Origin of the sequence: Actinomadura madurae, from assembly GCF_047130825.1 — a bacterium.
Taxonomy (GTDB): Bacteria; Actinomycetota; Actinomycetes; order Streptosporangiales; family Streptosporangiaceae; genus Spirillospora; species Spirillospora madurae.
Window position 1 is genome coordinate 1,820,322 of sequence record NZ_CP083237.1, and the last position, 24,622, is coordinate 1,844,943.

25 protein-coding genes and 1 pseudogene are annotated in these 24,622 nt (G+C 69.4%); 12 read left to right on the plus strand and 14 right to left on the minus strand.

Annotated features, from left to right (window positions below):
- Positions 1 to 80: 80 nt before the first annotated feature.
- The gene (locus tag K8Z49_RS08520) at positions 81 to 1,007 is read right to left on the minus strand and encodes an AurF N-oxygenase family protein (protein ID WP_412517971.1); all 927 of its coding nucleotides are present in this window, start codon (positions 1,005 to 1,007) and stop codon (positions 81 to 83) included.
- Between the two features lie 639 nt (positions 1,008 to 1,646).
- Between K8Z49_RS08520 and K8Z49_RS08525 the strand changes: the two genes are divergently transcribed.
- The 7 genes from K8Z49_RS08525 (at position 1,647) to K8Z49_RS08555 (ending at position 7,952) form a co-directional block, all read left to right on the plus strand.
- Entirely contained in the window at positions 1,647 to 2,558 is a 912-nt protein-coding gene (locus K8Z49_RS08525) for an ABC transporter ATP-binding protein (RefSeq protein ID WP_412517973.1), read from the plus strand.
- 1 nt (position 2,559) lies between these two features.
- Positions 2,560 to 3,333 (plus strand): ABC transporter permease, encoded by a 774-nt coding sequence (locus K8Z49_RS08530; protein WP_024934891.1) that lies wholly within the window; start codon positions 2,560 to 2,562, stop codon positions 3,331 to 3,333.
- Between the two features lie 49 nt (positions 3,334 to 3,382).
- A complete protein-coding gene (locus K8Z49_RS08535) occupies positions 3,383 to 4,243 on the plus strand; it encodes an alpha/beta hydrolase (RefSeq protein ID WP_181663306.1) in 861 nt (286 codons plus the stop codon).
- A 360-nt stretch (positions 4,244 to 4,603) separates the two neighbouring features.
- Positions 4,604 to 5,731 (plus strand): cupin domain-containing protein, encoded by a 1,128-nt coding sequence (locus K8Z49_RS08540; RefSeq protein ID WP_412517976.1) that lies wholly within the window; start codon positions 4,604 to 4,606, stop codon positions 5,729 to 5,731.
- Positions 5,728 to 6,558: a fumarylacetoacetate hydrolase family protein gene (locus tag K8Z49_RS08545; protein WP_412517978.1), complete on the plus strand. Its 831-nt coding sequence runs from the start codon at positions 5,728 to 5,730 to the stop codon at positions 6,556 to 6,558. Before K8Z49_RS08540 ends, K8Z49_RS08545 begins: the two co-directional genes overlap by 4 nt.
- Entirely contained in the window at positions 6,555 to 7,142 is a 588-nt protein-coding gene (locus K8Z49_RS08550; protein WP_412517980.1) for a maleylpyruvate isomerase family mycothiol-dependent enzyme, read from the plus strand. The genes K8Z49_RS08545 and K8Z49_RS08550 overlap by 4 nt, the downstream gene beginning before the upstream one ends.
- Positions 7,143 to 7,196: 54 nt before the next feature.
- Positions 7,197 to 7,952, plus strand: a complete 756-nt coding sequence (locus tag K8Z49_RS08555; RefSeq protein ID WP_111831763.1) for an IclR family transcriptional regulator — start codon at positions 7,197 to 7,199, stop codon at positions 7,950 to 7,952.
- An 8-nt stretch (positions 7,953 to 7,960) separates the two neighbouring features.
- On the opposite strand, the gene K8Z49_RS08560 is transcribed toward K8Z49_RS08555, so the two are convergent.
- The 6 genes from K8Z49_RS08560 to K8Z49_RS08585 form a co-directional block, all read right to left on the minus strand.
- Complete coding sequence (locus K8Z49_RS08560; protein ID WP_412517982.1) at positions 7,961 to 8,914, minus strand: quinone oxidoreductase family protein; 954 nt, start codon at positions 8,912 to 8,914, stop codon at positions 7,961 to 7,963.
- Positions 8,915 to 8,919: 5 nt separating this feature from the next.
- Positions 8,920 to 9,687, minus strand: a complete 768-nt coding sequence (locus tag K8Z49_RS08565; RefSeq protein ID WP_412517983.1) for an SDR family NAD(P)-dependent oxidoreductase — start codon at positions 9,685 to 9,687, stop codon at positions 8,920 to 8,922.
- Positions 9,687 to 10,409: an enoyl-CoA hydratase/isomerase family protein gene (locus K8Z49_RS08570; protein WP_024934889.1), complete on the minus strand. Its 723-nt coding sequence runs from the start codon at positions 10,407 to 10,409 to the stop codon at positions 9,687 to 9,689. Before K8Z49_RS08570 ends, K8Z49_RS08565 begins: the two co-directional genes overlap by 1 nt.
- A 4-nt stretch (positions 10,410 to 10,413) precedes the next feature.
- Positions 10,414 to 11,628, minus strand: coding sequence for a cytochrome P450 (locus tag K8Z49_RS08575; protein ID WP_412517986.1), 1,215 nt, complete (start codon positions 11,626 to 11,628; stop codon positions 10,414 to 10,416).
- 33 nt (positions 11,629 to 11,661) lie between these two features.
- Entirely contained in the window at positions 11,662 to 12,390 is a 729-nt protein-coding gene (locus K8Z49_RS08580) for a cytochrome P450 (RefSeq protein ID WP_412517988.1), read from the minus strand.
- Between the two features lie 138 nt (positions 12,391 to 12,528).
- A complete protein-coding gene (locus K8Z49_RS08585) occupies positions 12,529 to 12,777 on the minus strand; it encodes a hypothetical protein (RefSeq protein ID WP_412517990.1) in 249 nt (82 codons plus the stop codon).
- Positions 12,778 to 13,160: 383 nt separating this feature from the next.
- Here K8Z49_RS08585 and K8Z49_RS08590 point away from each other — a divergent pair, with 383 nt between their 5' ends.
- Both K8Z49_RS08590 and K8Z49_RS08595 read left to right on the plus strand, forming a co-directional pair.
- Positions 13,161 to 14,069 carry a sugar phosphate isomerase/epimerase family protein gene (locus K8Z49_RS08590; protein ID WP_412517992.1) on the plus strand — a complete coding sequence of 303 codons (909 nt, stop codon included), beginning with the start codon at positions 13,161 to 13,163 and terminating at the stop codon, positions 14,067 to 14,069.
- Positions 14,066 to 14,587, plus strand: a complete 522-nt coding sequence (locus tag K8Z49_RS08595) for a VOC family protein (RefSeq protein WP_412517994.1) — start codon at positions 14,066 to 14,068, stop codon at positions 14,585 to 14,587. The genes K8Z49_RS08590 and K8Z49_RS08595 overlap by 4 nt, the downstream gene beginning before the upstream one ends.
- A gap of 12 nt (positions 14,588 to 14,599) precedes the next feature.
- Here K8Z49_RS08595 and K8Z49_RS08600 read toward each other — a convergent pair whose 3' ends face one another.
- From K8Z49_RS08600 to K8Z49_RS08620, 5 genes are all read right to left on the minus strand, one after another.
- Entirely contained in the window at positions 14,600 to 15,385 is a 786-nt protein-coding gene (locus K8Z49_RS08600; RefSeq protein ID WP_111831690.1) for an SDR family NAD(P)-dependent oxidoreductase, read from the minus strand.
- Positions 15,382 to 15,720, minus strand: coding sequence for a metal-sulfur cluster assembly factor (locus K8Z49_RS08605; protein WP_021593750.1), 339 nt, complete (start codon positions 15,718 to 15,720; stop codon positions 15,382 to 15,384). Before K8Z49_RS08605 ends, K8Z49_RS08600 begins: the two co-directional genes overlap by 4 nt.
- The gene (locus K8Z49_RS08610) at positions 15,717 to 16,562 is read right to left on the minus strand and encodes an alpha/beta fold hydrolase (protein WP_111831689.1); all 846 of its coding nucleotides are present in this window, start codon (positions 16,560 to 16,562) and stop codon (positions 15,717 to 15,719) included. Before K8Z49_RS08610 ends, K8Z49_RS08605 begins: the two co-directional genes overlap by 4 nt.
- Entirely contained in the window at positions 16,549 to 17,517 is a 969-nt protein-coding gene (locus tag K8Z49_RS08615) for an amidohydrolase family protein (protein WP_412517997.1), read from the minus strand. Before K8Z49_RS08615 ends, K8Z49_RS08610 begins: the two co-directional genes overlap by 14 nt.
- A 184-nt stretch (positions 17,518 to 17,701) precedes the next feature.
- Complete coding sequence (locus tag K8Z49_RS08620) at positions 17,702 to 18,502, minus strand: IclR family transcriptional regulator (RefSeq protein WP_220126703.1); 801 nt, start codon at positions 18,500 to 18,502, stop codon at positions 17,702 to 17,704.
- 153 nt (positions 18,503 to 18,655) lie between these two features.
- On the opposite strand from K8Z49_RS08620, the gene K8Z49_RS08625 reads away from it, so the two are divergent.
- The 3 genes from K8Z49_RS08625 to K8Z49_RS08635 are packed head-to-tail and all read left to right on the plus strand — an operon-like array spanning position 18,656 to position 22,142.
- Entirely contained in the window at positions 18,656 to 19,633 is a 978-nt protein-coding gene (locus K8Z49_RS08625) for a PDR/VanB family oxidoreductase (protein ID WP_412517999.1), read from the plus strand.
- 32 nt (positions 19,634 to 19,665) lie between these two features.
- On the plus strand, positions 19,666 to 20,880 hold the full coding sequence (locus tag K8Z49_RS08630; protein ID WP_111831686.1) for a cytochrome P450: 1,215 nt from the start codon (positions 19,666 to 19,668) through the stop codon (positions 20,878 to 20,880).
- A gap of 14 nt (positions 20,881 to 20,894) precedes the next feature.
- Positions 20,895 to 22,142: a flavin-dependent oxidoreductase gene (locus K8Z49_RS08635; RefSeq protein WP_412518002.1), complete on the plus strand. Its 1,248-nt coding sequence runs from the start codon at positions 20,895 to 20,897 to the stop codon at positions 22,140 to 22,142.
- A gap of 77 nt (positions 22,143 to 22,219) precedes the next feature.
- Here K8Z49_RS08635 and K8Z49_RS08640 read toward each other — a convergent pair.
- Positions 22,220 to 22,675 (minus strand): annotated as a pseudogene (locus K8Z49_RS08640) (hypothetical protein); the annotation flags it as partial.
- Between the two features lie 420 nt (positions 22,676 to 23,095).
- Positions 23,096 to 24,469, minus strand: coding sequence for an MFS transporter (locus tag K8Z49_RS08645; protein WP_024934882.1), 1,374 nt, complete (start codon positions 24,467 to 24,469; stop codon positions 23,096 to 23,098).
- Positions 24,470 to 24,622: the final 153 nt, after the last annotated feature.

Here is a 24,622-nt window from a genome sequence, read left to right on the forward strand (position 1 = left end):
GTGGAGGCGGCACGATGCCGCATCGTGCCGGGTGACTGTTCCGAATGGCCGGGCGCGCTTCGGATGACGATCCGGTCGTATCAATGGGACTCTGCGGCCTCGGGCCGCCTGATGGTCGGGAGAATCGCCGCCGTTTCGGAGAGCAGGCGGTGCTTGCGACCGAACGCGATCACCTGCGCCAGGGCGCGGGTCAGCACGTCGACGAGAACCGGCCCTTCGGTGACGCGGGCCATGACGGTGTCGGGAATGCCGAACTCTTCCTTCAGGCGGTTTCCCGGCAGGAGAATACGAGCGCCGAGTGCGCCGGTGAGGACGTTCAAGTATCGGCCCAGCAGCCGTCTGTCGGCGTCCGTGAGCACATCCATGTGAGTGCGGAGCCACGCCCGCGCGAACGACTTGTGCCGGGCCTCCTCCGTGACATGGATCGTGAACAGCACCCGGAGGATCGGCGGGATCGGCTCGATCTTGAGGCGCCGCCGCTGGATGTGGTCGAAGATCTCCTCCCCGACCAGGGCCTCGGTGAACACGATGTGCGGGAACGAGCTGGACGCCCTGATGAAGCGCTGACGCGACCGGTCCAGCCGCCCGGGGAACGCCTCGGGATCGATCCCCGTCCGGTTGATGAACTCCTGGAACATCAGCGTGTGCTGCGTCTCCTCGGCGATCTCGTGGTACAGGTACGTCAGCTCGGCCGACCGGTTCGGCAGCGTCGCGGCGTACTGCAGGAGACCGCGCTGCAGGACGTTCTCGAACTCGATCGCCATCTTGATCATGTCGGCGGTCTTGCTCAGGCCGATGCGCCGGCGCTCGTCGGGCGGCCGCCGCCGGTACCAGTCGTCCGCGCCGAGCGGGTCCTCCGCGGTGAGCTCCCACCCCGGATCGGACACCTCGACCGCCATCTCGGGGTCGTCCCAGGCGATGTCCTTGAACGCCTGGTACTGCTTCTTCGCCGAGCTCCGGTTGAGCCGGTCCAGCAGTTGGCCGTACGAAGCGACGACATCGCTCACGTCTTCCCCTTCGACGTCGGATCTGACTTGACGGCCGCGCCGATATTCGCGCTCACGACGAGGACGCGAACGAAACGCTGAAGCTATTTACGGACCGACTTTATGGAACTACCCACGGCTTTCACAGAACCACGAGTAGTGAACCCGGTGTCCACTTTCCGGACTCCGGGATCACATCATGAAGATAGGCACGCTCCCCGCGGCGCTGTCAAGAGGCGATCTCGACAGCGGGCCGAACTCCGATCGATGACAACGGTCATCCGCACGCCTTCGCCACAAAGTGTGAGACGAGGTTGCGAAATGTGTTCCGCCGCAGGTCAGATGATCGTCACATCGCCGTTCGCCGAGGCCCCGGCCCGCGGCCAATGGGCGTCCGCGCGCCGCGGCGGGAGGGCCGTAAACGCTCTTCGTCCTGACCGGTATTTCACCTGGCCAATGGGGCGGCGGCGCCGTGACCGGCTCCGGACCCGGCACTGCGCGGCATGGTCGGGACCGGCTCTTGGCCGGAGCCGAGAATCATGTAAGACTGAGCCCCAGGTGAGAAAGCTGCGATAATCAACGATCCGGTGAGCAGGACGAAGACTTTCACATTGGCTGGTGATGATGCTCTCGCGGCACCCGGTTATCGCGATCGTCGATGTGAGCAAATCGTATGGTGACGTCCCCGCTCTTCGCGGCGTCGACCTGACCGTGTCGGCCGGCGAGATCGTCTCGCTGATCGGCCCCAACGGGGCGGGAAAGACGACGCTTGTCGCCATTATCGCGGGCCTCAGACGAGCGGACGAAGGCTCGGTCCACATTTGCGGATTGAACGTCGCGGACCGTCCCGAGAAGGCCCGCGAGTTCCTCGGCCTCGCCCCGCAGGAATTGGGCATCGTCCCGGTCGTCACCGTACGGGAGAACCTCCGCTTCAGCGGAGAACTCCACGGCCTGCGCGGTCGCGCCCTGGCGGCGCGGATCGACGAGGTGGCCGGGCAACTGCTCCTCACCCCGCTGCTCGGCCGGTTGGGACGCGACCTGTCCGGCGGCGAGATGCGCAGGCTGCACACCGCGCTCGCCCTGCTGCACCGTCCCCGGCTGCTGCTGCTGGACGAGCCGACCGCCGCCGCGGACGTGCGGACGCGGCGGCGGATCCTCGACCTGGTCCGGCAGGCCGCCGCCGACGGCACCGCCGTGCTCTACTCCACGCACTACCTGGACGAGGTCGAGTCCCTCGACACGACGGTCGCCATCCTCGACCGCGGCCGGCTCATCGCCTGCGACCCACCGCAGAAGATCATCGAGGCGCACGGCACGACGGTGATCGAGGCGGTCTTCGACGGTCCCGCGCCGGACCCGACCGCACTCGGGCCGCTGAACGTCACCCGCAGCGGCTCCAGGCTGGCGATCACCGACCCCGATCCGGAGTTCACCATCGGCCGGGTGCTGAACGCGCTGGACACCGCCGACGCGGGCCGCCTCCGCTCGATCGACGTCGTCCGCCCCAGCCTGGAGACCGCGTTCCTGGCGCTGACCGGACGGCGGTACGGAGCCACCGGGAACGAGGTGTGAGGTGTCCGCACGACGGATCATGGTGATCTTCCGCCAGGAGATGCGCATCCTGCGCCGGGACCCCCTGCCCGTCCTCAGCCTGGTGCTGATGCCGCTCGTCCTGATGGCCTTCCTCCGGCCGGAGCGGGGCTTCGTCCTGGCCAACCAGGGCTACTCCGACGCCAACGGCGCCGAGGAGGCCGTCCCCGGGATGACCGTGCTGTTCGCCTTCTTCCTCGTCTCGTTCGTCCCGTTCGCCTTCTTCCGCGAACACGGCTGGGGCACCTGGGACCGGCTCAGGGCCAGCCCGGCCCGGCCCGCCGAGATCGTGGTGGGGAAACTGGCACCGGTACTCGCCATCTCACTCGTCCAGCAGGCGCTGCTGTTCGCTCTGGGCGCGGCCCTGTTCGACATGAGGACGCGCGGCTCCCCCGTCGCGCTGGGACTGCTGATCATCGCCCTGGCGTGCTGCCTGACCACGCTCGGCCTGATGCTCACCGCCGTCGTCCACACGTTCCAGCAGGTCAACGCGTCCGCCAATGTCGGCGCACTGGTCCTCGGCGGCCTCGGCGGCGCGCTGACACCGGTCACGCTGCTCCCCGACTGGGTCCGGGCGGTCGCCCCGGCCAGCCCGGCCTACTGGGCGATGCGCGGCTTCCGGTCGGTGCTGCTCGACGACGGCGGGATCGGCGCGGTGGCGCTGCCGATCGCCGTCCTCACCGCTTTCGCCGCCGCCTTCACCGCGATCTTCCTGCTCCGCTTCAGGTACGACGAGACCAAGGTCTCGGTGGCCTGAGCATCCGGGGCCCGCGCTGATCCCGATGACGAGTACCGGAGGTGATCGCATGACCGTGCACTGGTCGGCCGGGCCGGTGGAACTACCGGGCGCGGTGCGGTACACGCTCACCACCGGCGACGACCCCACCGACCGGTGGCACGTCGACGTGGCCGTCCCACCGGCCACGTCGCGGCAGGACCCCATCCCGGTGCTGTACGTGCTCGACGGCTTCCTGACCTTCCTGACCACCGCCCAGATCGCGCAGAACACGCTGGCGTTCTCGCTGGGGCAGCTGCGTCCCGTGGCCGTCGTCGGCATCTCACCGGCCACCGACGACCGCACCCACCTGTTCACCCGGCGCCCACGCGACCTGACGCCCACGGTCGCGGCACCGGGCTACCACCGCGGAGAGACCCCGCACGGGACGGGACGCGCCGGCGCGATGCTCGACCTGATTCACGAGGTGATCGCACCCCATGTGGAGGCGGCGCACCGGCTCGACCCGTCCGACCGGGGCATGGCGGGCTTCTCCCTGGGCGGGCTGTTCACCTGCTGGACGCTCGTGTGCCGCCCGGAGGGCTTCCGCAGGTTCCTGGCGGTCAGCCCGTCACTGTGGTGGGACGACCGGCTGCTCCTGGCCCCTCACCGAGCACGCTTCGCCGACCGGGAAGCGAGCGACGTCTACCTCGCCGTGGGCGAGCGGGAGGACAGCCCCGACCGGAGCTGGCCCGTCATGCCCGCCGCGATGCGCCGATCCCTCTCCGGACTCGACATGGTCGCCGATCTGTCCGCCTTCACCGAGCGACTGCGCGCCCAGGAGAAGATCGACGTACGCAGCGAGGTCATCCCCGACGAGCAGCACGCAACCATATGGCCGACCGCCGTGACCCGAGGCCTGCTCCACCTGTACCAGACCACCCCACCCTGACCACGGGCAGCCACGAGGTCCCCCCGAGAAGACCCGCGAGGATCGACCACTTGTTCGCGATCTGGTGATGATCGCACGGCTCGCTGGGATCTTCCGGATCCGTCATGCGCGAAGCTTGGTCATTCCGGGTCCTCAGTCCGTTCGATGAACTCGACCGCGCTCCAGCTCGGGTCAGTCCCCTCGCCGCCCACGACCCCATTAATGGACGGTCGCCGCGGCCCGGAAGGCGATACTCACGCCTTCCGCACTCACCGCCCCTGCGATTCTGCGGTGTTCCTCATGCCAGAATCTTGTTGTCTGTATTGCAGAATCCTCGCCATGGTGGGGTCACCTGGTAGCGCGTACGGAAGGGCTTCAACCATGACCGTCGCCGAGGGGTCGCCGGTGACCATCGTCGCGACCGACGCCGAGAACCAGCCGGTCCGCACTCCGCAGCTTGAGGCGCTGTACCGGGGCTTCGAGGCCGAGTCGCTCGTCCCGCTCTGGACCGAGATCGGCGACCTCATGCCGCCGTCCCCCAGATCGAAGGCGGTTCCGCACCGGTGGCAATGGGACGCGTTGCTGCCCATGGCAGAGCGGGCCGGGGAACTGGTGCCGGTCGGGCGCGGGGGCGAGCGCCGGGCGATCGCACTCGCCAATCCAGGCCTTGGCGGCAGGCCCTTCGCCACGCCAACGCTGTGGGCCGCGATCCAGTACCTCAACCCGGGTGAGGACGCCCCCGTGCACAGGCACACCCAGAACGCCTTCCGGTTCGTCGTCGAAGGGGAGGGCGTGTGGACGGTGGTGAACGGCGATCCCGTCGCCATGCGCCGCGGTGACTTCCTCCCGCAGGCCGGGTGGCACTGGCACGGCCACCACAACGTCACCGACCGACCCATGGCGTGGATCGACGGGCTGGACATCCCGTTCCAATACCTCGCCGAGTCGACGTTCTTCGAACCCGGGCCTGACGAGATCGAATCGCGGGAGGCCCCGGAGCGGTCACGGTCGGAGCGGCTGTGGGGTCACCCCGGCCTTCGGCCGCTCACCCACCTGAGTCCGGCGCCGTCGACGCCGCTTCTGGCCTACCGGTGGGAGTACACCGACCGTGCGCTGGCGGACCAGGTGGCGCTGGAGGCGGAGGGAGACCGCGCCACGGTCGAACCCGGGCATGCCGCCGTCCGCTACACCAACCCCACGACGGGCGGCGACGTCATGCCCACTCTGCGCGCCGAGTTCCACCGGCTGACACCTGGCACGGAGACCGCGACGACCCGCGAGGTCGGTTCCTCGGTTTACCAGGTGTTCGACGGCACCGGGCAGGTCACGGTGGGGCAACACGGGTGGACGGTCGAGCGCGGCGACCTGTTCGTCGTGCCGTCATGGCAGCCGTTGACACTCGCCACCGAGCAGGGCCTGGACCTGTTCCGGTTCAGCGACACTCCGATCTTCGAGCGGCTGCACCAGCACCGCGTCCAGCACGACACGGCAGAGGGGAACGCGCAGTGAGGCTCGCGACCGTCCGGACGAACGAGGGAACCCGCGCCGCACGGGTTTCCGCTGACGGATGCGTCCTCCTCGACGCTCCCGATGTCGGCGCGTTGCTGGCGCGGGACGACTGGGCCGGCGTCGCCGCGTCCGCGACCGAGATGCCGCGCCCCGTGGACGACGCCGCGTTCGCGCCCGTCGTGTCACGTCCGGGGAAGGTGCTGTGCGTCGGGCTCAACTACCGCCCCCACATCCTGGAGATGGGACGGGACCTGCCCGAGTACCCCACTCTGTTCGCCAAGTTCCCCGAGGCCCTCATCGGCGCCCGGGACCACATCCAGCTCGCCCCCGAGTCGTCGGCCGTCGACTGGGAGGCCGAACTGGCCCTGGTGATCGGACGCCCCGTCCGGCGGGCGTCCGAGGACGAGGCGGCTCGGGCGATCGCCGGGTTCACCGTCATGAACGACGTCACCATGCGGGACTGGCAGTTCCGTACCAGGGAGTGGCTGCAGGGCAAGACCTTCGAGGGCACGACGCCGCTCGGCCCCGTTCTCGTCACGCCGGACGAACTGCCCGGCGGTGTCCGCCCCGTCCTGCCGCTCACCTGCCGCGTCGACGGGGAGGTGATGCAGAAGGCCGACACGTCCGACCTGGTCTTCGACCCGGTGGCCCTGGTGCGGTACGCCTCCACCATCGTCACGCTGCGGCCGGGCGACGTCATCGCGACCGGCACGCCCGGCGGAGTCGGCCACGCCCGCAAGCCGCCCCGCTACCTCGCGGACGGCGTGACCGTGGTGACCGAGATCGGAGGCATCGGCCGTCTGGAGAACGCGGCGAGGACGCCGTGAGCGCCCGCTCCTGGATGGACGAGGGCACCAGGCTGTTCCTCGGCGTCGTCGACCGGCTCACCGACGACGAACTGTCCGCGCCGACCGCCCTGGACGGCTGGACGCGCCGCCACGTCATCGCCCACGTCCACGGCAACGCCGAGGCGCTGCGCCGCCTGCTGAGCTGGGCCGCCACCGGTGTCGAGAACCGGATGTACGCCAATGCGCGGCAGCGGGCGTACGAGATCGAGGCCGCGGCGTCGCTGCCCGCGGACGATCTGCGCGCGCTCGTCCATGGGTCGGCGCGCTGCTTGGCGGAGGACGTTGACGGTCTGCCGGAGGAGACATGGCACCGGTCCGTGGTGACCGCCCAAGGACGGACCGTCCCCGCCACGGAGATCCCATGGATGCGGGCGAGGGAGATGGCGGTGCACGCGGTCGACCTCCAGCACGGTGTGTCCTTCGCCGACCTGCCGGAGGCCTTCAACACCCGCCTGGCCTCGGAGGCCGCGGCCAGACACGCGGCATCGGGACAGGCCGCCGACCTGGCCGCGTGGCTGACCGGACGCACCCGCGAGGCCCCGAGCCTCGGCCCCTGGTTGTGAACCGGGCCCGACCGCCCGTTCCGCAGTATGGATTAGCATTCTTCTGTGAAGAACATGAAGGAGAAGCCGACCTATGCGCTGGGGTCCGTCGACAACGCCCTGCTGATCCTTCACATGCTGCGCGACCAGGGCAGCCTGAAGGTCAGTGACGTGGCCCGCGAGCTGAACATCGCTCGTTCCACCGCGCACCGGCTCCTCGCCATGCTCGTCTACCGCGACTTCGCCATTCAGGACGAGAGGCACTCCTACCTCCCGGGGCCGTTCCTGTCCTCTACCCCGGCCGGCATGGACGGCTCGACACTACGGGAGCTGCGGAGGCTGGCCACCCCGCACATGGAGACGCTGTGCGGACGCGTCCAGGAAACCGTCAACCTCGTCGTGCGGACCGGCACGGAGGTGCGTTTCCTTTCGAGCGTGGAGTCATCGCAAGTCCTTCAAGTCGGGGACCGCCGCGGCACGATCCTGCCCGCGCATCTGGCCTCGGGCGGCAAGGCCATGCTGGCCGAGCTGCCGATCGAACAACTGCGAGAGTTGTATCCCGACCTGACCGGCCCCGAGTGGACGAAGCTGACGCGCGAACTCGCCAACGTCCGCACGCACGGCCACGCGCTCAACATCGAGGGCACCGAACGCGGTGTCGCCGCCATCGGCGCCGCCGTGCACGACGGGAGCGGCACCACCGTCGGCGCCCTGTCGATCGCCGTACCGCTGGCCCGGTTCGGCCCCGAACAGATGGGCCACCTCGCCAGAGAACTGCACCGCACCGTCAACAAGATCGAGCACACCCTGACGCACTTCCCCGGCGCCTGACGGTTCGTTCAGGCCCAGGGGTCGAGGAGTACTCGGCTCGTGTGCGCACGTTCGCGGGTGGTCGTCATGGCCTTGGCGGCCTCGTCCAGCGGAAAGGTCCGGGCTGGAGTCGTCGCCAGATCGTCCGCCAAGGCGAACAGCCGAGCGAGGTGGGCCTCACAGGCCGCGCGGTCGTGGGTGTGATCCATCAACCAGAACCCGGTGACGGTGCGAGAACCGACAATGAGCGAACGCGGGTCGACGGTGGCCGCTGCACCGGAGGCATTGCCGAAGGTCACGAGCCTGCCGCGGGGCGCCAGGGCGCCGAGCGAGGCCTCCAGCACGGGCCCTCCGATGGGATCGAGCACCACGTCGACGGGCCGGCCGCCGCACGCGGCGCGGATGCGCTCGGTCAGGCCGTCCGGCTCGGCGTCGATCACCGTTGTGCCGTCGCGGGCGATCCCCTCACGGGATCGCGGAGTGGACGCCGAGGCGATCACCCGGCAGGGACCTCCGCGCAGCAGGCGCAGCAAGACCCTGCCGACGGCCCCCGACGCGCCATGGATCACCACCGACGTATCCGCGGCAGGCAACCCCGCGACGTCGAGCAGGAACGCGGCGGTGAGTCCGGGCACGAATACGGCCAGCGCCGCCTCGTCCTCGATCTGTTCGGGGACGGGGAAGACGGCGTCCTCCGAGGCGACGGCGAATTGCGCGTAGCCTCCTGTGCGGCATAGCGCGACGACGCGTTCGCCGGTGTCGCGGCGCGTTCCGACGATTTCCCCGCCCGGTACGAATGGCGGCGGATCCACTCGGCCGGTGAAGTGGTTCACTCCAGTACGGCACATCCGATCGTCGGCGAAGTTCACCACGCTGCGGGAGACGCGGATGAGGAGCGCACCCGCCCCCGGTTCGGGGATCGCCGTCCGCTCGGGCCGCAGCGCCTCGGGGCCGCCCAGCTCGCGCACGACGACCGCCGACATCTCATTCATCGCAGGCCCGTGCCGCCGTTGACCGGCAGCACCTGCCCGTTGATCCAGGATCCGTCCTCGGAGAGCAGGAACGTGACGGCGGCGGCGATGTCCTCGGGTTCGCCGAAGCGCGGGGATCGCAGCATCTCCAGCACGGCAGTTCGCTCCTGTTCGCCGATCATCGCCATCGAGTTGTCGGTGAGCACCATGCCCGGCGCGACCACGTTGCAGCGGATGCCCTCCTTGCCCCAGCGGGTCGCGATGTGCTTGCTCATCGCGAGCAGCCCGGACTTGGAGGCGCCGTAGGAGACCCGTCCCCGGTCGCCGTTGAGGACGAGGCCGGAGATCGTGTTGACGATCGCACCGCCGCCGCGTTCCAGGAGGCGCGGTACGGCGTGCCGGGCGGTGTAGAAGTACCCCGTCAGGTTGACCGCGAGGCTGCGGTGCCACACCTCCACCGGTACGGAGAGGAGGTCCGCATCGCGGCCCAGGGTGTCGGCGGACAGGTCGGCGGCCGCGTTGAACAGCCCGTCGATCCCCCCGAAGGCCTCCACCGCCGCCGCCATGAGCGCGGCGCAGGACTCCTCGCCGGCGATGTCGAACTCGTGGGCCACGGCGTGGCCGCCGTGTGCGCGGATGTCCTCCACGGTGTCCTTCGCCCCGGTCGGGTTGATGTCGCCGACGACGACCTTCGCGCCCTCCTCCGCGAGCCGACGCGCGGTGGCGGCGCCGATCCCCGTGGCTCCGCCGGCGACGACGATCACCTTGTCCTGCAGACCTCGCATCAGGCTCGTTCTCCCTTTCCCGTCAGTACTTCATGGAACAGCCGCTGCTCCAGGCGAAGCCCCTCCGCCATCGGGAGGCGCTGAGCAGCCAGCAGCGCGCGCTTGATGCCCACCAGGGACGCACGCGGTTTCGAGGCGAGTTCACCGGCCCAGCGCGCCATGCCCGCGGCCACGTCGGGGCCCTCGATCACCGCGTCGACCAGCCCCATGGCCAGCCCCTCCGCGGCGCCGACCGCACGTCCTGTCATGATCATGTGTGCCGCGCGGCCCGCGCCGATCAGCCGGGGCAGGCGCTGGGTGGCGCCGGCGCCGGGCATGGCTCCGCGGTCGATCTCCAGCTGGCAGAAGGATGCCTGCGGCCCGGCGATCCGGAAGGTGCAGGCGAGCGCGATCTCGCAGCCGCCGCCCCGGGCCGGCCCCCGCACCGCGGCGACCACCGGTTGCGGCAGGTCCTCGATGGCCAGCAGGGTGGTCAGCCATTCCTCCAGCCGTCCGGGCCCGCCCTCGCGCATCGCCTTGATCTCGCCGCGATCGGCGTGCCCGATGAAGCCGCCGGGCCTGGCGCTGCCGAGCACCACGACCGAGACGTCCTCGTCGGGTGCGAGCGCGGTCAGCGCACCGCGCAGGTCGACGAGATCGTCGAAGCGGACCTGGTCATCGGGTGGACGGTCGAAGGACAGCCACGCCACTCGCCCGTCCCGCCCGCACGTCCAGTTGCTCACGGTCTCAGGCCGCCGTGATCGTGACGGGCAGGCTGGACCAGCCGCGCAGGGTGTTGTTCAGCAGAGGCACCGGTGTGCCGGCGAACTCGATGCCCTTGACCCGGCGGGCGAACGTGGACAGCAGCGTGTCCGCCTCCAGCCGCGCCACCGGCGCTCCCGCACACTGGTGGACGCCGCGGCCGAGGGCGAGATGCCCGCCGGAGTCGCGCGTGATGTCGAAGACGTCCGCGCTCTCGCCCCAGCGCTCCGGATCCCGGTTGGCCGCGCCGGGCACCAGCATGATCTTCTGCCCCTCGCGGACCGGCACTCCGTCGATCTCCAGATCGCGCGCCGGCGTCCGGAAGTTCTGCCGCACCGTGGTCTGGTGGCGCAGCGCCTCGTCGAAGGCGAACCTTCCGCGGCCCGGTTGATCGCGCAGGAGCGCCCACTGGTCCTGGTGCGACACCAGCAGGTGCAGCGTGACGGCGAGGCTGTGGATGGTGGTGTCGATACCGGCGCCGAGCAGGGAGCGGACGAGGTTCGGGGCCTGCTCCTCGGTCAGTTCCCCGCGGTCGACCGCTTCCCAGATCAGTGCGCCGAAGCTGCCGGGTCTGACGTTCTCGCGCCGGCAGGAATCCCGCACCCAGGCGATCGCTCCCTCCACATCGGGCAGTTGCTCCAGGACGCGGCGGGCGCGCGGGGTGCGCGGCCCCATCGACTCGAACAGGAAGACGCTGTAGCGCAGCAGGTTCTCCCGTCCTCCCTCGGGCGCTCCCATGACCGCGTCCGGAACGACTCTGAGCGGGAAGGCCTCGGCGAACTCCTTCTGCGCGTCGAAGGTCTTCAGGTCCAGCAGCCGGTCCACGAGATCGTCGGCCGCGGCTTGGAAGCTCGCCCGCAGCCCGCGGACGTGCCGCGGCGAGATCACGTCCGCCATCACCGTCCGCACCGCCGTGTGCGCGGGCGGGTCATGCTCCAGCAGCAGGCCCGGTTCGCGGAACGGCTCGTCCCGTTGCAGGTCCAGGACGCCCGAGCCCCGGCTGTTCAGGAAGTTCTCGTGATCGGCGTAGATCTCGCGCACATCGCGGTCGCGCCCCACGGCGACCAGGTCCAGGCCTTCGCTCTGCCGGACCTTCACCGCCGGGCCGGCGGCGCGCAACCGGCGGTGGAAGTCCGTGGGGTCGGCCAGGACGTCGTCGGTGAACGGGTCGATGTCCAAGGCCGGCATCGTGGTGGTCATCGTGACTTCCCTTCGCCTACTTCGAAACACGCCCTAGGCGCGGATCGGGTCCCATTCCAGGTCAAGCCGTTCCAGCCCGGGGGTGAGCATGCTCGGGATCCAGCGTTCGGGCGGCGCGTCGGGCGCCAGGCGCAGGTTCGGCAGCCGGTCGATGAGGCATTCCAGCGCCACTCGCGCCTCCAGCCTCGCCAGGGGCGCGCCGAGGCGGGTGTGGACGCCCCGGCCGAACGCGAAGTGCCGCTTGACGTTCGGGCGATGCACGTCCAAGGTGTCGGGGTCGTCGAAGATCTCGGGGTCGCGTTGCGCCGCCGCGTAGTGGACGTAGAGGTCGGCGCCCTCGGGCAGGTCCACTCCCCCGAGCGTCACCGGACGGGTGGTCGTGCGCGTCACACCGTGCACCGACGTGCGATACCGCAGCACCTCCTCCACCGCCCGTTTGAGCACGCCCCTGTCGGCCGCGACCTGAGCCCACTGGTCGGGATGCGACAGCAACTCCCGGACCATGAGCGGCAGGAAATGCGAGGTGGTGCTCGACCCTGCCGACAGGATCGTGCCGATCATCGTCACGGTCTCCGGGGTGCTCAGCACCGGGAAGCCCTCGTCGGTCGTGGCATGCACCAGCGCGGAGGCCAGATCATCGCGCGGGTTCTCCCTGCGCTCCTCCACGAACTCGCGCAGCCATGTGCTCATCGCCACCACACGGCGGGACAGTTCGGCACGCTGGCGCTCGTCCAGCCGAGGGGCACCGAGCAGCAGGGTCACCCGGTCGATGCCCCATTGGTAGAAGTCCTCCGACTTCTCCAGGGGCGCACCGACGAGCCGTGTGATCGCCTGGACGGGCAGCCTCTCCGCGAATTCGGCGGCCAGGTCGCAGCGTCCCCGATCGGCGAAACCGTCGATCTACCGGTGGCACAGCGCCCGGATCTCGTCCTCCCGCTCGTTGACCAGCTTCGGCGTGAAGGCGGTCTGGGCCAGCGCCCGCAGCCGCGTGTGCTTGGGCGGGTCCGTCGACACCAGCACCTCGTCGGGCGGGCCGTCGGGGAAGGCGTCGAGGAGGTCGGCATCCAGCTGAGCGAGGCGGATGACCTTGCGTGAGGAATAGGTCTCGGTGTCCCGCAACACCTGGACCACGTCCGCATAGCGCGTCACGCACCACATGTTCTGTTCCGGCATGTAGAACACGGGGCATTCCGCCTGGGCGGCGCGCAGCCAGGGGTACGGGTCCCCGGACTGACCGGGGTCGAGGGGGTTGAAGGCCTGGCCGTGCGCGACCGGACACGTCGGGGGTGGGTCTCAGTGGTCATGGTGATACTCCGCTGGCAGGTGCCCATGGACCGGTTGCGCCGATGCTAGGGCGGGGTCCACGCCATACCTCCCGGTCCGGCCGTCGATTCCTCATAGGGGAATCGACCCGGTGACCTGGGACGGCGCGGCCGGTTCCGCGGTGCGGAATCGGGGCACGCGGCCCGGCTCGGTCCGGCGCACCGGTTTTACGCTGGCCCCGAACCAGCCTGTTGAAGGAGATGCGCACCATGCAGTCGGCGGTGAAAGCTCCGCGCTTCGCGGTGAATTCCTACTCGACGCCCCACAACACGATCTACCAGGACGTCGAGCAGGTCGCGGCGATCGGCGGCGCCGCGGTCGGCCTGTGGGAGGGCAAGTTCGCCGACGGCGACGACGAGCGGATCGCACGGTCCATGAAGGAGCACGGGCTGGAAGCGGCCTTCTGCGTCCCGCGGATGCATTCGATCTTGGGGATCCCCTTCGACAAGCCGGGGACCCCGCAGGATCCGCGCGAGCGCACCGAGCTGATCTGCCAGAGCATCCACCGCCTTGCCCGGTTCTCCCCCGCGGTGATCGCCATCGCGCCCGGTACCAGCGGGGATCCGGCGAACCCGGTCGGTCCGGCCGAGGCGGTGGCGGAGAACCTCCCGGCGATCGCGGACGCGGCCGCCGAACACGGCCTGCGGGTCGGGCTGGAGCTCCTGGCCGAGCGCCGGGGGTCGCCCGTTCACACGCTCCCCGCGATGGCCGGGGTCATCGCGGAGGCGGGCCGCGACAACGTCGGGATCATGTTCGACGTCTTCCACAGCTGGTGCGAGCCCGACCTGCACTCCCGGATCGCCGAGTACGGCCACCTCATCAACAGCGTGCAGGTGTGCGACGTCCGCCTGGAGGAGCGGAGCGGCTTCGACCGCGAGCTGCCCGGACGCGGTCGCGGCGTCGCGGCCGAGATCATCGCCGACCTGCTGGACGCCGGGTACGACGGGCTCTGGGAGCTGGAGGTGTTCTCCGACGACGGCACCTACGGCAACGACTTCCCCGACTCGTACTGGAAAATGCCGCACCAGGAATTCCTCGCACAATCCAAGCAGGCGTTCGAAGAGTGCTACGAGCAGGCTCTCGGCATTCTCGAGCAGCGAGCGAAGGCCGGCCCATGAGTGAGGCCTCCTTCGCCGCCTCCCTGCTCCACCCGGGCTTCTACAAGCTGGGCTACGTCACCAACGACCGGGAGCGGGCGATCGACGTCCTGACCAAGCAGCTGGGCGTCGAGGAGTTCGTCCCGTTCGAACCGTCCTTCACGGTCACCACCGCCGACGGCCGGACCGGCCCCGCGAGTCTGCGCTGCGCGTTCTCCGCGGGCCGCGAGCTCTTCCTCGAAGTCCTGCAACCGGTCGACGGCCACGTGGACGTCTTCACCGAGTTCCTGACCGGCGGCGAGGACTTCCAGCTCGTGTTCCACCACGTGGCGGTCATCGTCGACGACCTCGCCGCGGTGAAGAGCTCGGCGGCCGCGCTGGGCATGACCCCGGCGATCGAGGCGCATCTGCCGACGGGGATGTCGTTCACCTATCTGAAGCTGCCGGGGCTCGGCCACTACGTGGAACACGATCAGTACGACGGAGACAGCCGAGCGTTCCTCGACAGCGTCCGGGACCGGAAGATCGCCCCGGGATAGCCGGGGCGGTGCTCAGAACGGCACCTTGATGGCGCCGGTCATCCCGCCGTCCGCGGTGACGACCTGGCCGTTGACGTAGCTCGACAGGTCGGAGATCAGGAAGAGGACGGCGGCGGCGATCTCGGCGGGGGTGCCCGCTCTGCCGCGCGGGATGCCGGCGCCGACCTCCTCCCACTGGGACTCGGTGAGCAACCGGTTCAGCCGAGGCGTGCGGGTGAACCCGGGGGCGAGCACGTTGGCACGGACCTGCTGCGGGCCGTATTCGTGGGCGGCCGACGACACCAGTCTGTGCAACGCGGCCTTGGCCGCGCCGTACACGGCCTGGCCGTGCGCGTGGGTGTGCCCGGAGGTCGAGCCGACGAACACCATGCTGCCGCCCCCGGCCTCGGCGATCGCGCGGCCACCCACCTGCACGGCCAGGAACGCGTGGCGCACGGTGAGATCGAACTGCCGATCCCAGTCGGCGTCCGAGAAGTCCCGGACGGGTTTGATGGTGGCGATCCCGACCACGTCCACCAGGCCGGTCACGGGGCCGAGGGTGCCCGCTCGCTCGAACACGCGCTCCATCTCGCCGCGGTCGGTGACGTCCGCGGTGATCGGCGTCCCGCCGATCTCGGAGGCGACCTGCCGGGCGAGTTCCTCATCCCGGTCCACGCAGGCCACCCTGCCGCCGAGTTGCGCCAGGGCATGGGCCGACTGGCGTCCCATGCCGGCGCCCGCGCCCAGGACGACCACGGTCCGGCCGTCCAGCCGCAGGAGGCTCGTGTAGTCGGGGACGATGTCGGGATCGAAGCTCATCGCGCCACCAAGCCCAGGGGGCGGATCCGCCTGAGCCGCTCCTGGGCTTGCGGGTCCATCATCTCCGGCATCCACTCGGCGAGGTGATCGACCTCCACCCGCACATCCGCGACGTCGGGGAGCCGCCGCAGCGCCTTGCCGATCTGCTCGCTCATCAGGCCGATCTGCATGCAGAAGGGGCTGGTCAGCCGCAGGGTCACGGTGACCGCGCCGGCGGTGACGTCGATGCCCTGGATCAGCCCCATGTCCACGATGTCCACCGGGGCGCCGGTGGCGATCGCGCAGGGGTCGGCGACCCCGCGCAGGGCCGCGCGGACCTCGTCGATCGTGATCATCGCCGCTCCAATCCCAGCAGGAAGTCCACGGCCAGCCGGTTGAACCGTTCGGCCCGTTCGATGTTGAGCAGGTGCCCGGCCTCGTCGAACACCTCGACGCGCGCACCCGGAATGCGTCCCAGAGCCCGGTGATAGCCGGGCTCCCGCAGCCGGTCCTTCGCACCCGCGAAGGACAGCGTCGGCACGGTCACGTCCTCGTAGGGGATGGTGTCGGCCTGGCCGAAGTCCGAGCGCGGCGGCAGGTTCGGCGCCTTGAGCCGCGTCGCGGCCACGGCCTCCCACGCCCCCGGGCGCAGGCTGGCCTGAACGCGCCGGGCCACATAAGCCTCGTCCTCGGCCCATCGCGGATCGTTCAGGCACGCGCGCAGGATCGCCCGCATGCCCGCGGGAGTGCCGTCGTAGTCGAGCAGCACCCGCCGGTCGGGATTGTCGGGGACGAAACCGCCACCGGACACCAGCACCATCGCCGTGATCGGCAGCCGCGGCGAGGGCCGCGCCGCCTCGGTCACCAGCCTCGTGGCGCCCATCGAGGCGCCCACGAAATGGGCTTCGTCGATGGCCAGCACTCTCAGGAATGCCGCCATGTGCCGCATCATCCGGTCGGATTTGGACACGAAATCGTGGAGCTTGTCGGTCTCCCCGAAGCCCAGCCAGTCCGGTGCGACGACCCGGAAATGCTCGGCGAACGCGGGGATGTTGCGCTCCCAGCACAGTTCCGCGCTCGCCCCGAACTCGCCGGAATGCAGCAGCACCACCGTCCTGCGGGCGTCGCCCGCCTCAAGGTAGTGGGTGCGGACGCCGCCGACGTCGACGAATCGGCTGCGGATCTCAGTAGGCGACATCGGCGACCGCGGTGGTCGAGTAGGGAGCCGGCGGTTCGGTGCCGTCCGGACGGTGCAGGTCGAACGCGTCGCCCTTGATCCGGTTCAGCCGTTCGGCGAGGTCGATGCCGTGCAGCCGGGCATAGTTCCGCGCCAGGACGTCCCGCCGCACCTCATCGGTGATCTCCGGAAGCCCGAACCGCTCCACCGTCTCCGGCGAAAAGGCGAAATTCCGGGCGAAGTTCTCCAGGTGGGGCCGCGGGTGGGCGACCATGCAGCCCGTACCCCACACGATCTGGCTCAGCGCCCGCGGCCCGCCGTGGGCGACCAGCGCGGCGAAGGCCCGTTCGAAGGCGCCCGGCCGGTTGGTCAGCATCGTCGCCGTGGATTCCAGGTTCACCCAGACGTTGCGGAAGCGCGCCAGCTGCCAGGCGGTCTCCTCAAGGAAGGCCATGCCCCCGTGGACGATCTCGAAGTTCAGATCCGGGAACGCCATGGCCGCGCGGTCGATGTCGTCCACCCGGTAGTGCTTGAGCTCCACGGGGCCGAGCGGAATCGCCTTGTGCACGGCCACGGTCTTGATGCCGAGTTGCCGGGCGCGTTCGAACAACGGAAACGCCACTTCGGGGTCGTCCATCAGCCATCCGGTGACCTCGGAGGCCACCCAGCTGTTCGGATACAGCTTCAGGCCGATCGGGCGATCGAACAGTTCCACCTGGCGTTCCAGATCCTCGATGGCCTTCGTCCCCTCCATGGGGTCCACGCCGACGTAGAACAGGAACCTGTCCGGCCAGTACTCCTGAGCCTCAAGGCCCTTCTCGACGGAGCAGATCCCGTCGTGGAAGGCCCGGATGGGCACGACGTGGTAGACGGCGAGGTCGGCGTAGCTTTCCACGAAGGACATATTGGCGACCTCTTCGATCGACCAGTTCCTCTCGTAGCCGTCCTTCGGCAGCCGGTATCCCGGAGGCGCCACCGCCCGATTCCCCCCGGAAACGATGGCGGTGATCGCCCGAGCATGTTCGGTGCGGAAGTTCTCCTCGGTGAGGTTGTACGGATGAACCACCGCGTCAATTACCGGAATGCCATCGATCACCGCGCGCTCCCATCGTCGGGCTGCAAACTCCCTCGTGAGCCTAGGAGGACCACCAACGGGCCTGTCAGCCGCCGACGCCCAAGTTCCGCGGAGCGGAATCGGCGGGTTCGACCTCGCCGAGCGACTGCTCGATGGCCTCGGCCGTCTCCGTCACCTGCTCCGCGAGCTGCTCCACTCCGGATCGGGGACAGCGTGCGGACGGGCAGGCCACCGCGATGGAGGCGATCGCCAGGCCGCCGGGATTCTTGAACGCCACCCCGACCGCCGTCACTCCCTTGGCGCTTTCGTCGACGTTGGTGGCGTAACCGCGCTTGCGGGCAGCGGTCAGTTCCTGGCGCAGGGTCACTCTTTTCGCCACTTCAGCCGGATTTCCTGGCAGCCCCCGCGGATACAGAGCGAAGAACTCCGCGTCGGACAACTCCGCAAGCAGCGCCTTGCCCACCGCGGTGACGTGTGCGGGCAGCAACATCCCGATGCGCATTCCCACCCGCAGGATCTGGGGGCTCTCCACGCCGTCGATGAAGCGCGCCCCGTTACCTTCCAGCACCGCGAGATGGCAGGTCTCCGCCACTGCGGCGGAAAGCCGCTCCAGATGGGGGCGGACCACGGCCCGCAGGGCGGGGGTCGACCCGGGCCGCAGGTTCGCCGAGCCGAAGACCTGGCCGCGGTGGTAGAGCTTGTCGGCGTCCTGGGCCACGAACCCCCGGTACATCAGGGCCTGCAGCAGGCGGTGTGCCGTGGAACGTGCCACACCGAGATGATCGGCGACGTCCATGACCCGCACGGCGGGCCGGTCGCCCAGGAGCTCAAGGATCTGCAGGGCACGATCCACCGAGGTCAGCCCACCATTCGCTTCGGCGCTCATGCCTCGCATGGTGCCACGAACGGATTCCGTGGAGAAGAATCCGCAGGCCACCGGCCTGCTGATTCCGCACCACGGAATCGCCCGCTCGACCGGGAGCATCCGCGGGCCGCGTACCTAGCCTTTTGTCGCAACGTCGACCTCAACGGAGCATTCATGACGGTGGCGGACACCAGGCCCAAGACAGCGTTGACCACGGAGGCCGAGATCCCGGTCGTGGTCGCCGACCGCAGGCAGGTCGCGGCCGGCGTCGTGCAGCTGCGCCTTGCCCCCGCCGGCGGCGCGCTCCCTCCCTGGAATCCAGGGGCCCACATCGATCTGCTGCTCCCGAACGGGCTCGTGCGTCAGTACAGCCTGTGCGGCGAGGCGGACGAGACCGAGTGGACGATCATGGTGCTGCGAGAGCGGCACGGGCGGGGCGGCTCGGCCCATGTGCACGACGAACTGCGAGCAGGTCAACAGCTCGTGGCGCGTGGACCACGCAACCATTTCGCCTTGGAACAGGCACCGCGCTACCGCTTCATCGCCGGAGGGATCGGCATTACCCCGATCCTGCCGATGCTGCGGACCGTCGAAACGTCCGGTGCGGACTGGTCGCTGGCCTACTGCGGGCGCACACGAGAAGGTCTGGCCCAAGTGGACGAGCTGACCGCCAGGTACGGGGCCCGAGTGCAACTACACATCGACGCCGAGCAGGGAATGCCGGGCCTGGAGGCGCTGATGAGCAGTCCTCAACCCGGCGAACTGCTGTACGCGTGTGGACCGTCGGGAATGCTGGACGCCATCGAACGGCTCCGCGCCGGGTGGCCGAAAGGCAGCGTCCATTTCGAACGCTTCACTCCGATCGAGCAGGAAGCCGCCGGCAACACCGAGTTCGAAGTGGAGCTGGCCGCCTCGGGCAAGGTCCTGACCATCCCGGCCGACCGTCCGATCATCGACGTGGTGCGCGAAGCCGGGGTTCAGGTCCTGTCCTCCTGCCAGGAAGGCACCTGCGGCACCTGCGAGACCTACGTCCTCTCCGGGGAGATCGACCACCGCGACTCCGTACTGAGCGAGGAGGAGCGCGACGAGGGCGAGGTCATGATGATCTGCGTGTCCCGCGCCCGCTGCCCCCGCCTGGTACTCGACATCTAGGCAAGCCAGGCATCCGCGAAGGGACCACTGCCATGACCGCCACCCTGCCTGAACTGGATCTCGATCCGTTCTCCGACGAAGTGCTGCGCGATCCCGGCGACTACCACCGCGCGGTCCGCGAGGCCGCCCCGGTGGTGCGGGTACAGCAGAGCGAAGGATTCGACCTGGTGGCGGTCGGGCGCTATGCGACCGTGCGGGCGATCTTCGACGACCCGGGCATGTTCCTCAACAGCCGGGGCGGCGGGATCCTGGACCTCAAGCACGACGAGAACTTCCGCGAGCCCGGCCTGCTCCAGGAGAACGACCCACCCGGCCATACGGCCATCAAGGCCGTCATGACCTCGGTGATCTCCCCGCGGAACCTACGCAGGATGCGACAGCAGTTCCAGGTCGCCGCCGACGAACTCGTCGACCGTCTCCTCCAGAAGAAGACCTTCGACGCCCAGACGGACTTCGCCGAGGCCTACCCGCTGAAGGTCATCCCCGACGCGATCATGGGGGTGCGCGAAGAGGGCCGGGAGAACCTGCTGCGCTACAGCAAGTTCCTCTTCGAGAACATGGGCCCGCTGACCCCGCGCGCCAAGCAGGCCCTCGCCGAGATGGGCGACGTGCAGACCGCGATCGCCTGGGTGCGCGAATCCTGCATGCGCGAGAACGTCCACGAGGGCAGCTTCGGCGCCATGATCTGGGAGGCCGTCGACCGCGGGGAGCTCACCGACCAGCAGGCCCCGAACCTCGTGCGATCGCTGATCGGCGCGGGCATCGACACCACCATCCACAGCCTCGCCAACACACTCCACCTCCTGGTTGAGCACCAGGACCAGTGGGCCCTCCTGCGCGAACTCCCCACACGCGGCAAGTTCGCCTATGACGAGGCGTTCCGGCACACCTCCACGGTCCGGCAGATCTTCCGCACCCCGGCGGCCGACACCGACATCGAAGGCGTCCCGGTGCGCGAAGGCCAGAAGATCATGCTCGTGCTGGGCGCCGCCAACCGGGACCCCGACCACTGGGGCCCGACCGTCGACCGCTTCGACATCACCCGGGACGCCGGCGGCCACGTCTCACTGGGCCGCGGCATCCATCAGTGCGTGGGAGCACCGATAGCCCGCATGGAGGCCGACGTGCTGCTGTCCACCTTCGCCCGCCGCGTGAAGTCCGTCGAGTTCGCCGACACCCCACGGCCCATGCTCAACAACTTCCTGCGCGGCTGGGACACCCTTCCCGTAACGATCACTCCTGCCTGAGGACGGATGACCGCGTGACCAACAAACCTGCCCAGGTGCTCATCGTGGGCGCCGGGATCGGTGGGCTCACCCTCGCCCTGCAACTGCACGCGGCCGGCGTTCCGGCGCGCCTGCTGGAGACCGCCACGCGGCTGCGTCCGCTCGGCGTGGGGATCAACATCCTCCCGCATGCCTCCCGGGAGCTCCACCGGCTCGGACTGGCCGACGACCTGGCGCGGACGGCCGTCCGGCCGCGGGAATCGGTGTTCTACAACCGCTTCGGCCAGTTCATCTACGCCGAACCCCTGGGCGCCGCGGCCGGCTACACCTGGCCCCAGTACTCGATCCACCGCGGGGACCTGCAAATGATCCTCGTGGACGCGGTGCGGCAGCGGCTCGGTGAGGACGCGATCTCGCTCGACCACACCTTCCGCCGCTTCACCCAAGACCCGGACGGCGTCACCGCTGTGGTCGAGCACTCCGGGAGCGAGCTGGAGATACGAGCGGACGTACTGGTCGGCTGCGACGGTGTCCACTCGGCCGTCCGCCGCCAACTCCACCCCGGCGAGGAAGGCCTGCTGTACTCGGGCTACACCATGTGGCGCGGCGCGACCCGCTACACGCCCATCCTCACCGGCGCCAGCATGATCCGCGCCGGCTGGCTGGCCACCGGCAAGATGGTCGTCTACCCGATCCGGGACGACATCGACGGCCAGGGACGCCAGCTGATCAACTGGGTGGCGGAGCTGAAGACCCCGCAGCGCGGCGACCGGGACTGGAACCGCGACGGCCGCATCGAGGACGTCATCGCCCCCTTCGCCGAGTGGCGATTCGACTGGCTGGACGTCCCCGAACTCATCCGCTCCGCGGAACAGATTCTCGAATACCCGATGGTGGACCAGGACCCCCTGGACCGTTGGAGCTTCGGGCGCGTGACCCTGCTCGGCGACGCCGCTCACCCCATGGTCCCCCGCGGCTCCAACGGCGGCGGGCAAGCCATCCTGGACACCCGGGCGCTGACCGACGCGCTGAGCGACCACGCCGATCCCGTTTCCGCGCTACGAGAGTACGAGCAGCGACGACGCACGGCCACCGCACAGGTCGTCCGCCTCAACCGCACCAATCCCCCCGACGCCATCCTGCGCGAGGTCTACGAACGCACCGGCGACCAGCCGTTCGCCCGCATCGAAGACGTGATCAGCATCGAGGAACTCGAGGCGATGCTCCAGCACTACCGCCACGCCGCCGGCTACTCCCACGAAGCCCTGAGCACCACCCCCTGAACACACCGCAGCCTGGCTGTCGTGACTACAGAGGTTGCGGACGCGGCGCCCCTTACTCAAGGAACGCATCCGCATGGTCAAGGACCACTGGCCGCCGCAGGTGGCCATACGGTCGTACCACCCACCCACGCCGGGTGTAGACCCCCAGGAAGACCAAGTCGGTGACCGCCGCCGGCGCGAGCACGCGGGCCTGCTTGATGTGGCACAGGCGGTCGGGCAGCGAATCGACGGGCAGGGCCCCTGGGGCAGACGGTCGGTGATACCCGGGTCGCGATCAGCCCGGTCCCGGCGACGCCCCAGAGAGTGATGTGCCAGTCGGCGCGTCCGATCAGAGTGCCGGGCAGCAGGCCCAGGGCGGTCGCGGCGACAACGCGGGCCGCCAGCACGACGGCGTGGCCGGTCGCCAGCACGGTGACGGCGCTGCCGATGATGAGGACAGTCAACGCGGTCAGCAGCGCCGAGCGCCGATCGAGACCGCTGGTAAGGGCGCCCATGATCGGCGCTGACAGCGCCGGCACCAGGGCGAAGACCGTGACGAGCCGCCCGGCGGCCGGGGGTGGAGACGTTCAGGTCAGCGGCGATGGCGGGCAGCAGGCCAGCGATGACATAGCCGTCGGTGCCGACGGCGAACGTCGCCAGAGCCAGCGGCAGGAGTCGTCTGAGCATGAGGGTACGCGGGCCTCCCGGTGAGCGGCGGGTTCCGTGGCGCAAAGGTGGAAGGCGATGCGATGCGCAAGGTGTCTCAGCCGCTCCGAGGCTGGCAGTCAGGCCTCTCGGACGCACACAGCTTGAGCCCGCGCGTCAGCCAGTAATCGCGGCCCAGGTCAGGTGGGCTTTGCGCGAACAGCCGCTCATGGGGCGATTAGCCGAGTTCGCCCGGTCCGGACGGCGGTTTCGACTAGTCAGGGCGGGACTCCAGTGTTCGGCACCGGAGACCCGCCCTGAAGCTGCCACTACACGTCAGCCGGAGACTTGCTCACCTTGGGTGCGGGCTCCGGAGAGGACACGGTGAGCGTCCGCAGATCGGTGCCCCGAGACTCCCGGCCCGAGCCCACGATCACTGCCGCCGACAGCGCGACCACGATCACGAAGCCCGCCACCAGCTCGATGTTGCGCCCGCCCCCGGCCGCGGCCAGCAGGCCACCCGCGATCAATGGCACGAACCCCGCGGCCACGCCGGACGCCTGGTACGACACCGACACGCCGGTGTAGCGGGACTCGGTACGGAACATCTCGCTCAGCAGCGCCGCCAGCGCCGAGGACATCGCGACGGAGATCAGGGTGAAGACCGCGACCAGAGCGAGGAACAGCAGCGCGGTGGAACCCGAGTTGATCATCCAGAAGAGCGGGAAGGCCAGAACCGCGAAACCTACGGCACCGCCCAAGTACACCGGCCTGCGTCCGACGCGGTCGGAGAGCTTTCCGTAGACCGGGGTCATGATGATCGCTCCGGCCCAGCCCACGCCAAGCGCCCAGAGCACCGTGGACCGGCTGTACCCGATCCCGACCGCGTAGGAGACCGCGAAACTACCGAACAGCGACGACACCATGATCGGTGGAATGCCGGCGACCACGCCCCGCAACAGAGTGAGCGGCCGGCGGGCGATGTCACGGAAGGGACGCAGCCGGCTGCGCTGCTCGGCGACCAACTGCTCGAACAGCGGGCTTTCGGCCACCCGCATGCGCACATAGAGCCCGAGGCCGAGCAGGGCGAAGCTGATCAGGAACGGGATCCGCCAGCCCCACGAGAACAGATGCCGGCTGGGCAGCAGCGCCACCAGCGCCATGGCGATCGTGGACAGCAGTCCACCGGCGGGCAGTCCGGCCTGCCCCAGTGCGGTGATCCAGCCGCGCCGCTCGGGCGGAGCGTGCTCGGCGGCCAGCAGGGCGGCGCCGCCCCATTCACCGCCCACCGCGAACCCCTGCACCAGGCGCAGGAGGACCAGCAGCAACGGCGCCGCGACCCCGATCTGCTCGTAGGTGGGCAGCAGGCCGATCAGACCGCTCGCCGCCCCCATCATGATCATGGTCGTGAGGAGCACCGATTTCCGGCCCAGCCGGTCCCCGAAGTACCCGAGCACGACCCCGCCGAGCGGCCGGGCGACGTACCCGGTCGCCAGGACCGCGAAGGAGACGATGATGGCGACCGAATGGTCCAGATTGCTGAAGAACAATCGGTCGAAGATGAGGGCCGCCGCTGACGCGAACAAGATGAAATCGTAAAACTCGATGGTGTTGCCGAGAAACGACGACAACACCACCTTACGAATCTCATCGGGAGAGGAAGGCTGTCCGCCTGACGTGGGATGATCGGCGTTTGCGGGCATAAAAGCGCCTCGCTTCCTTCGGGCAGAGTTGGGCGCGCCGACCTGACCCAGTCCGCGCCGCCCAGCCGGGGTCTTGGGTCAGCCCAATGTAAATTCCCCCGGCTATTTCGCCCCCTGTTCACGCTCCTGATTCCACATGCCGGAATCACTCCC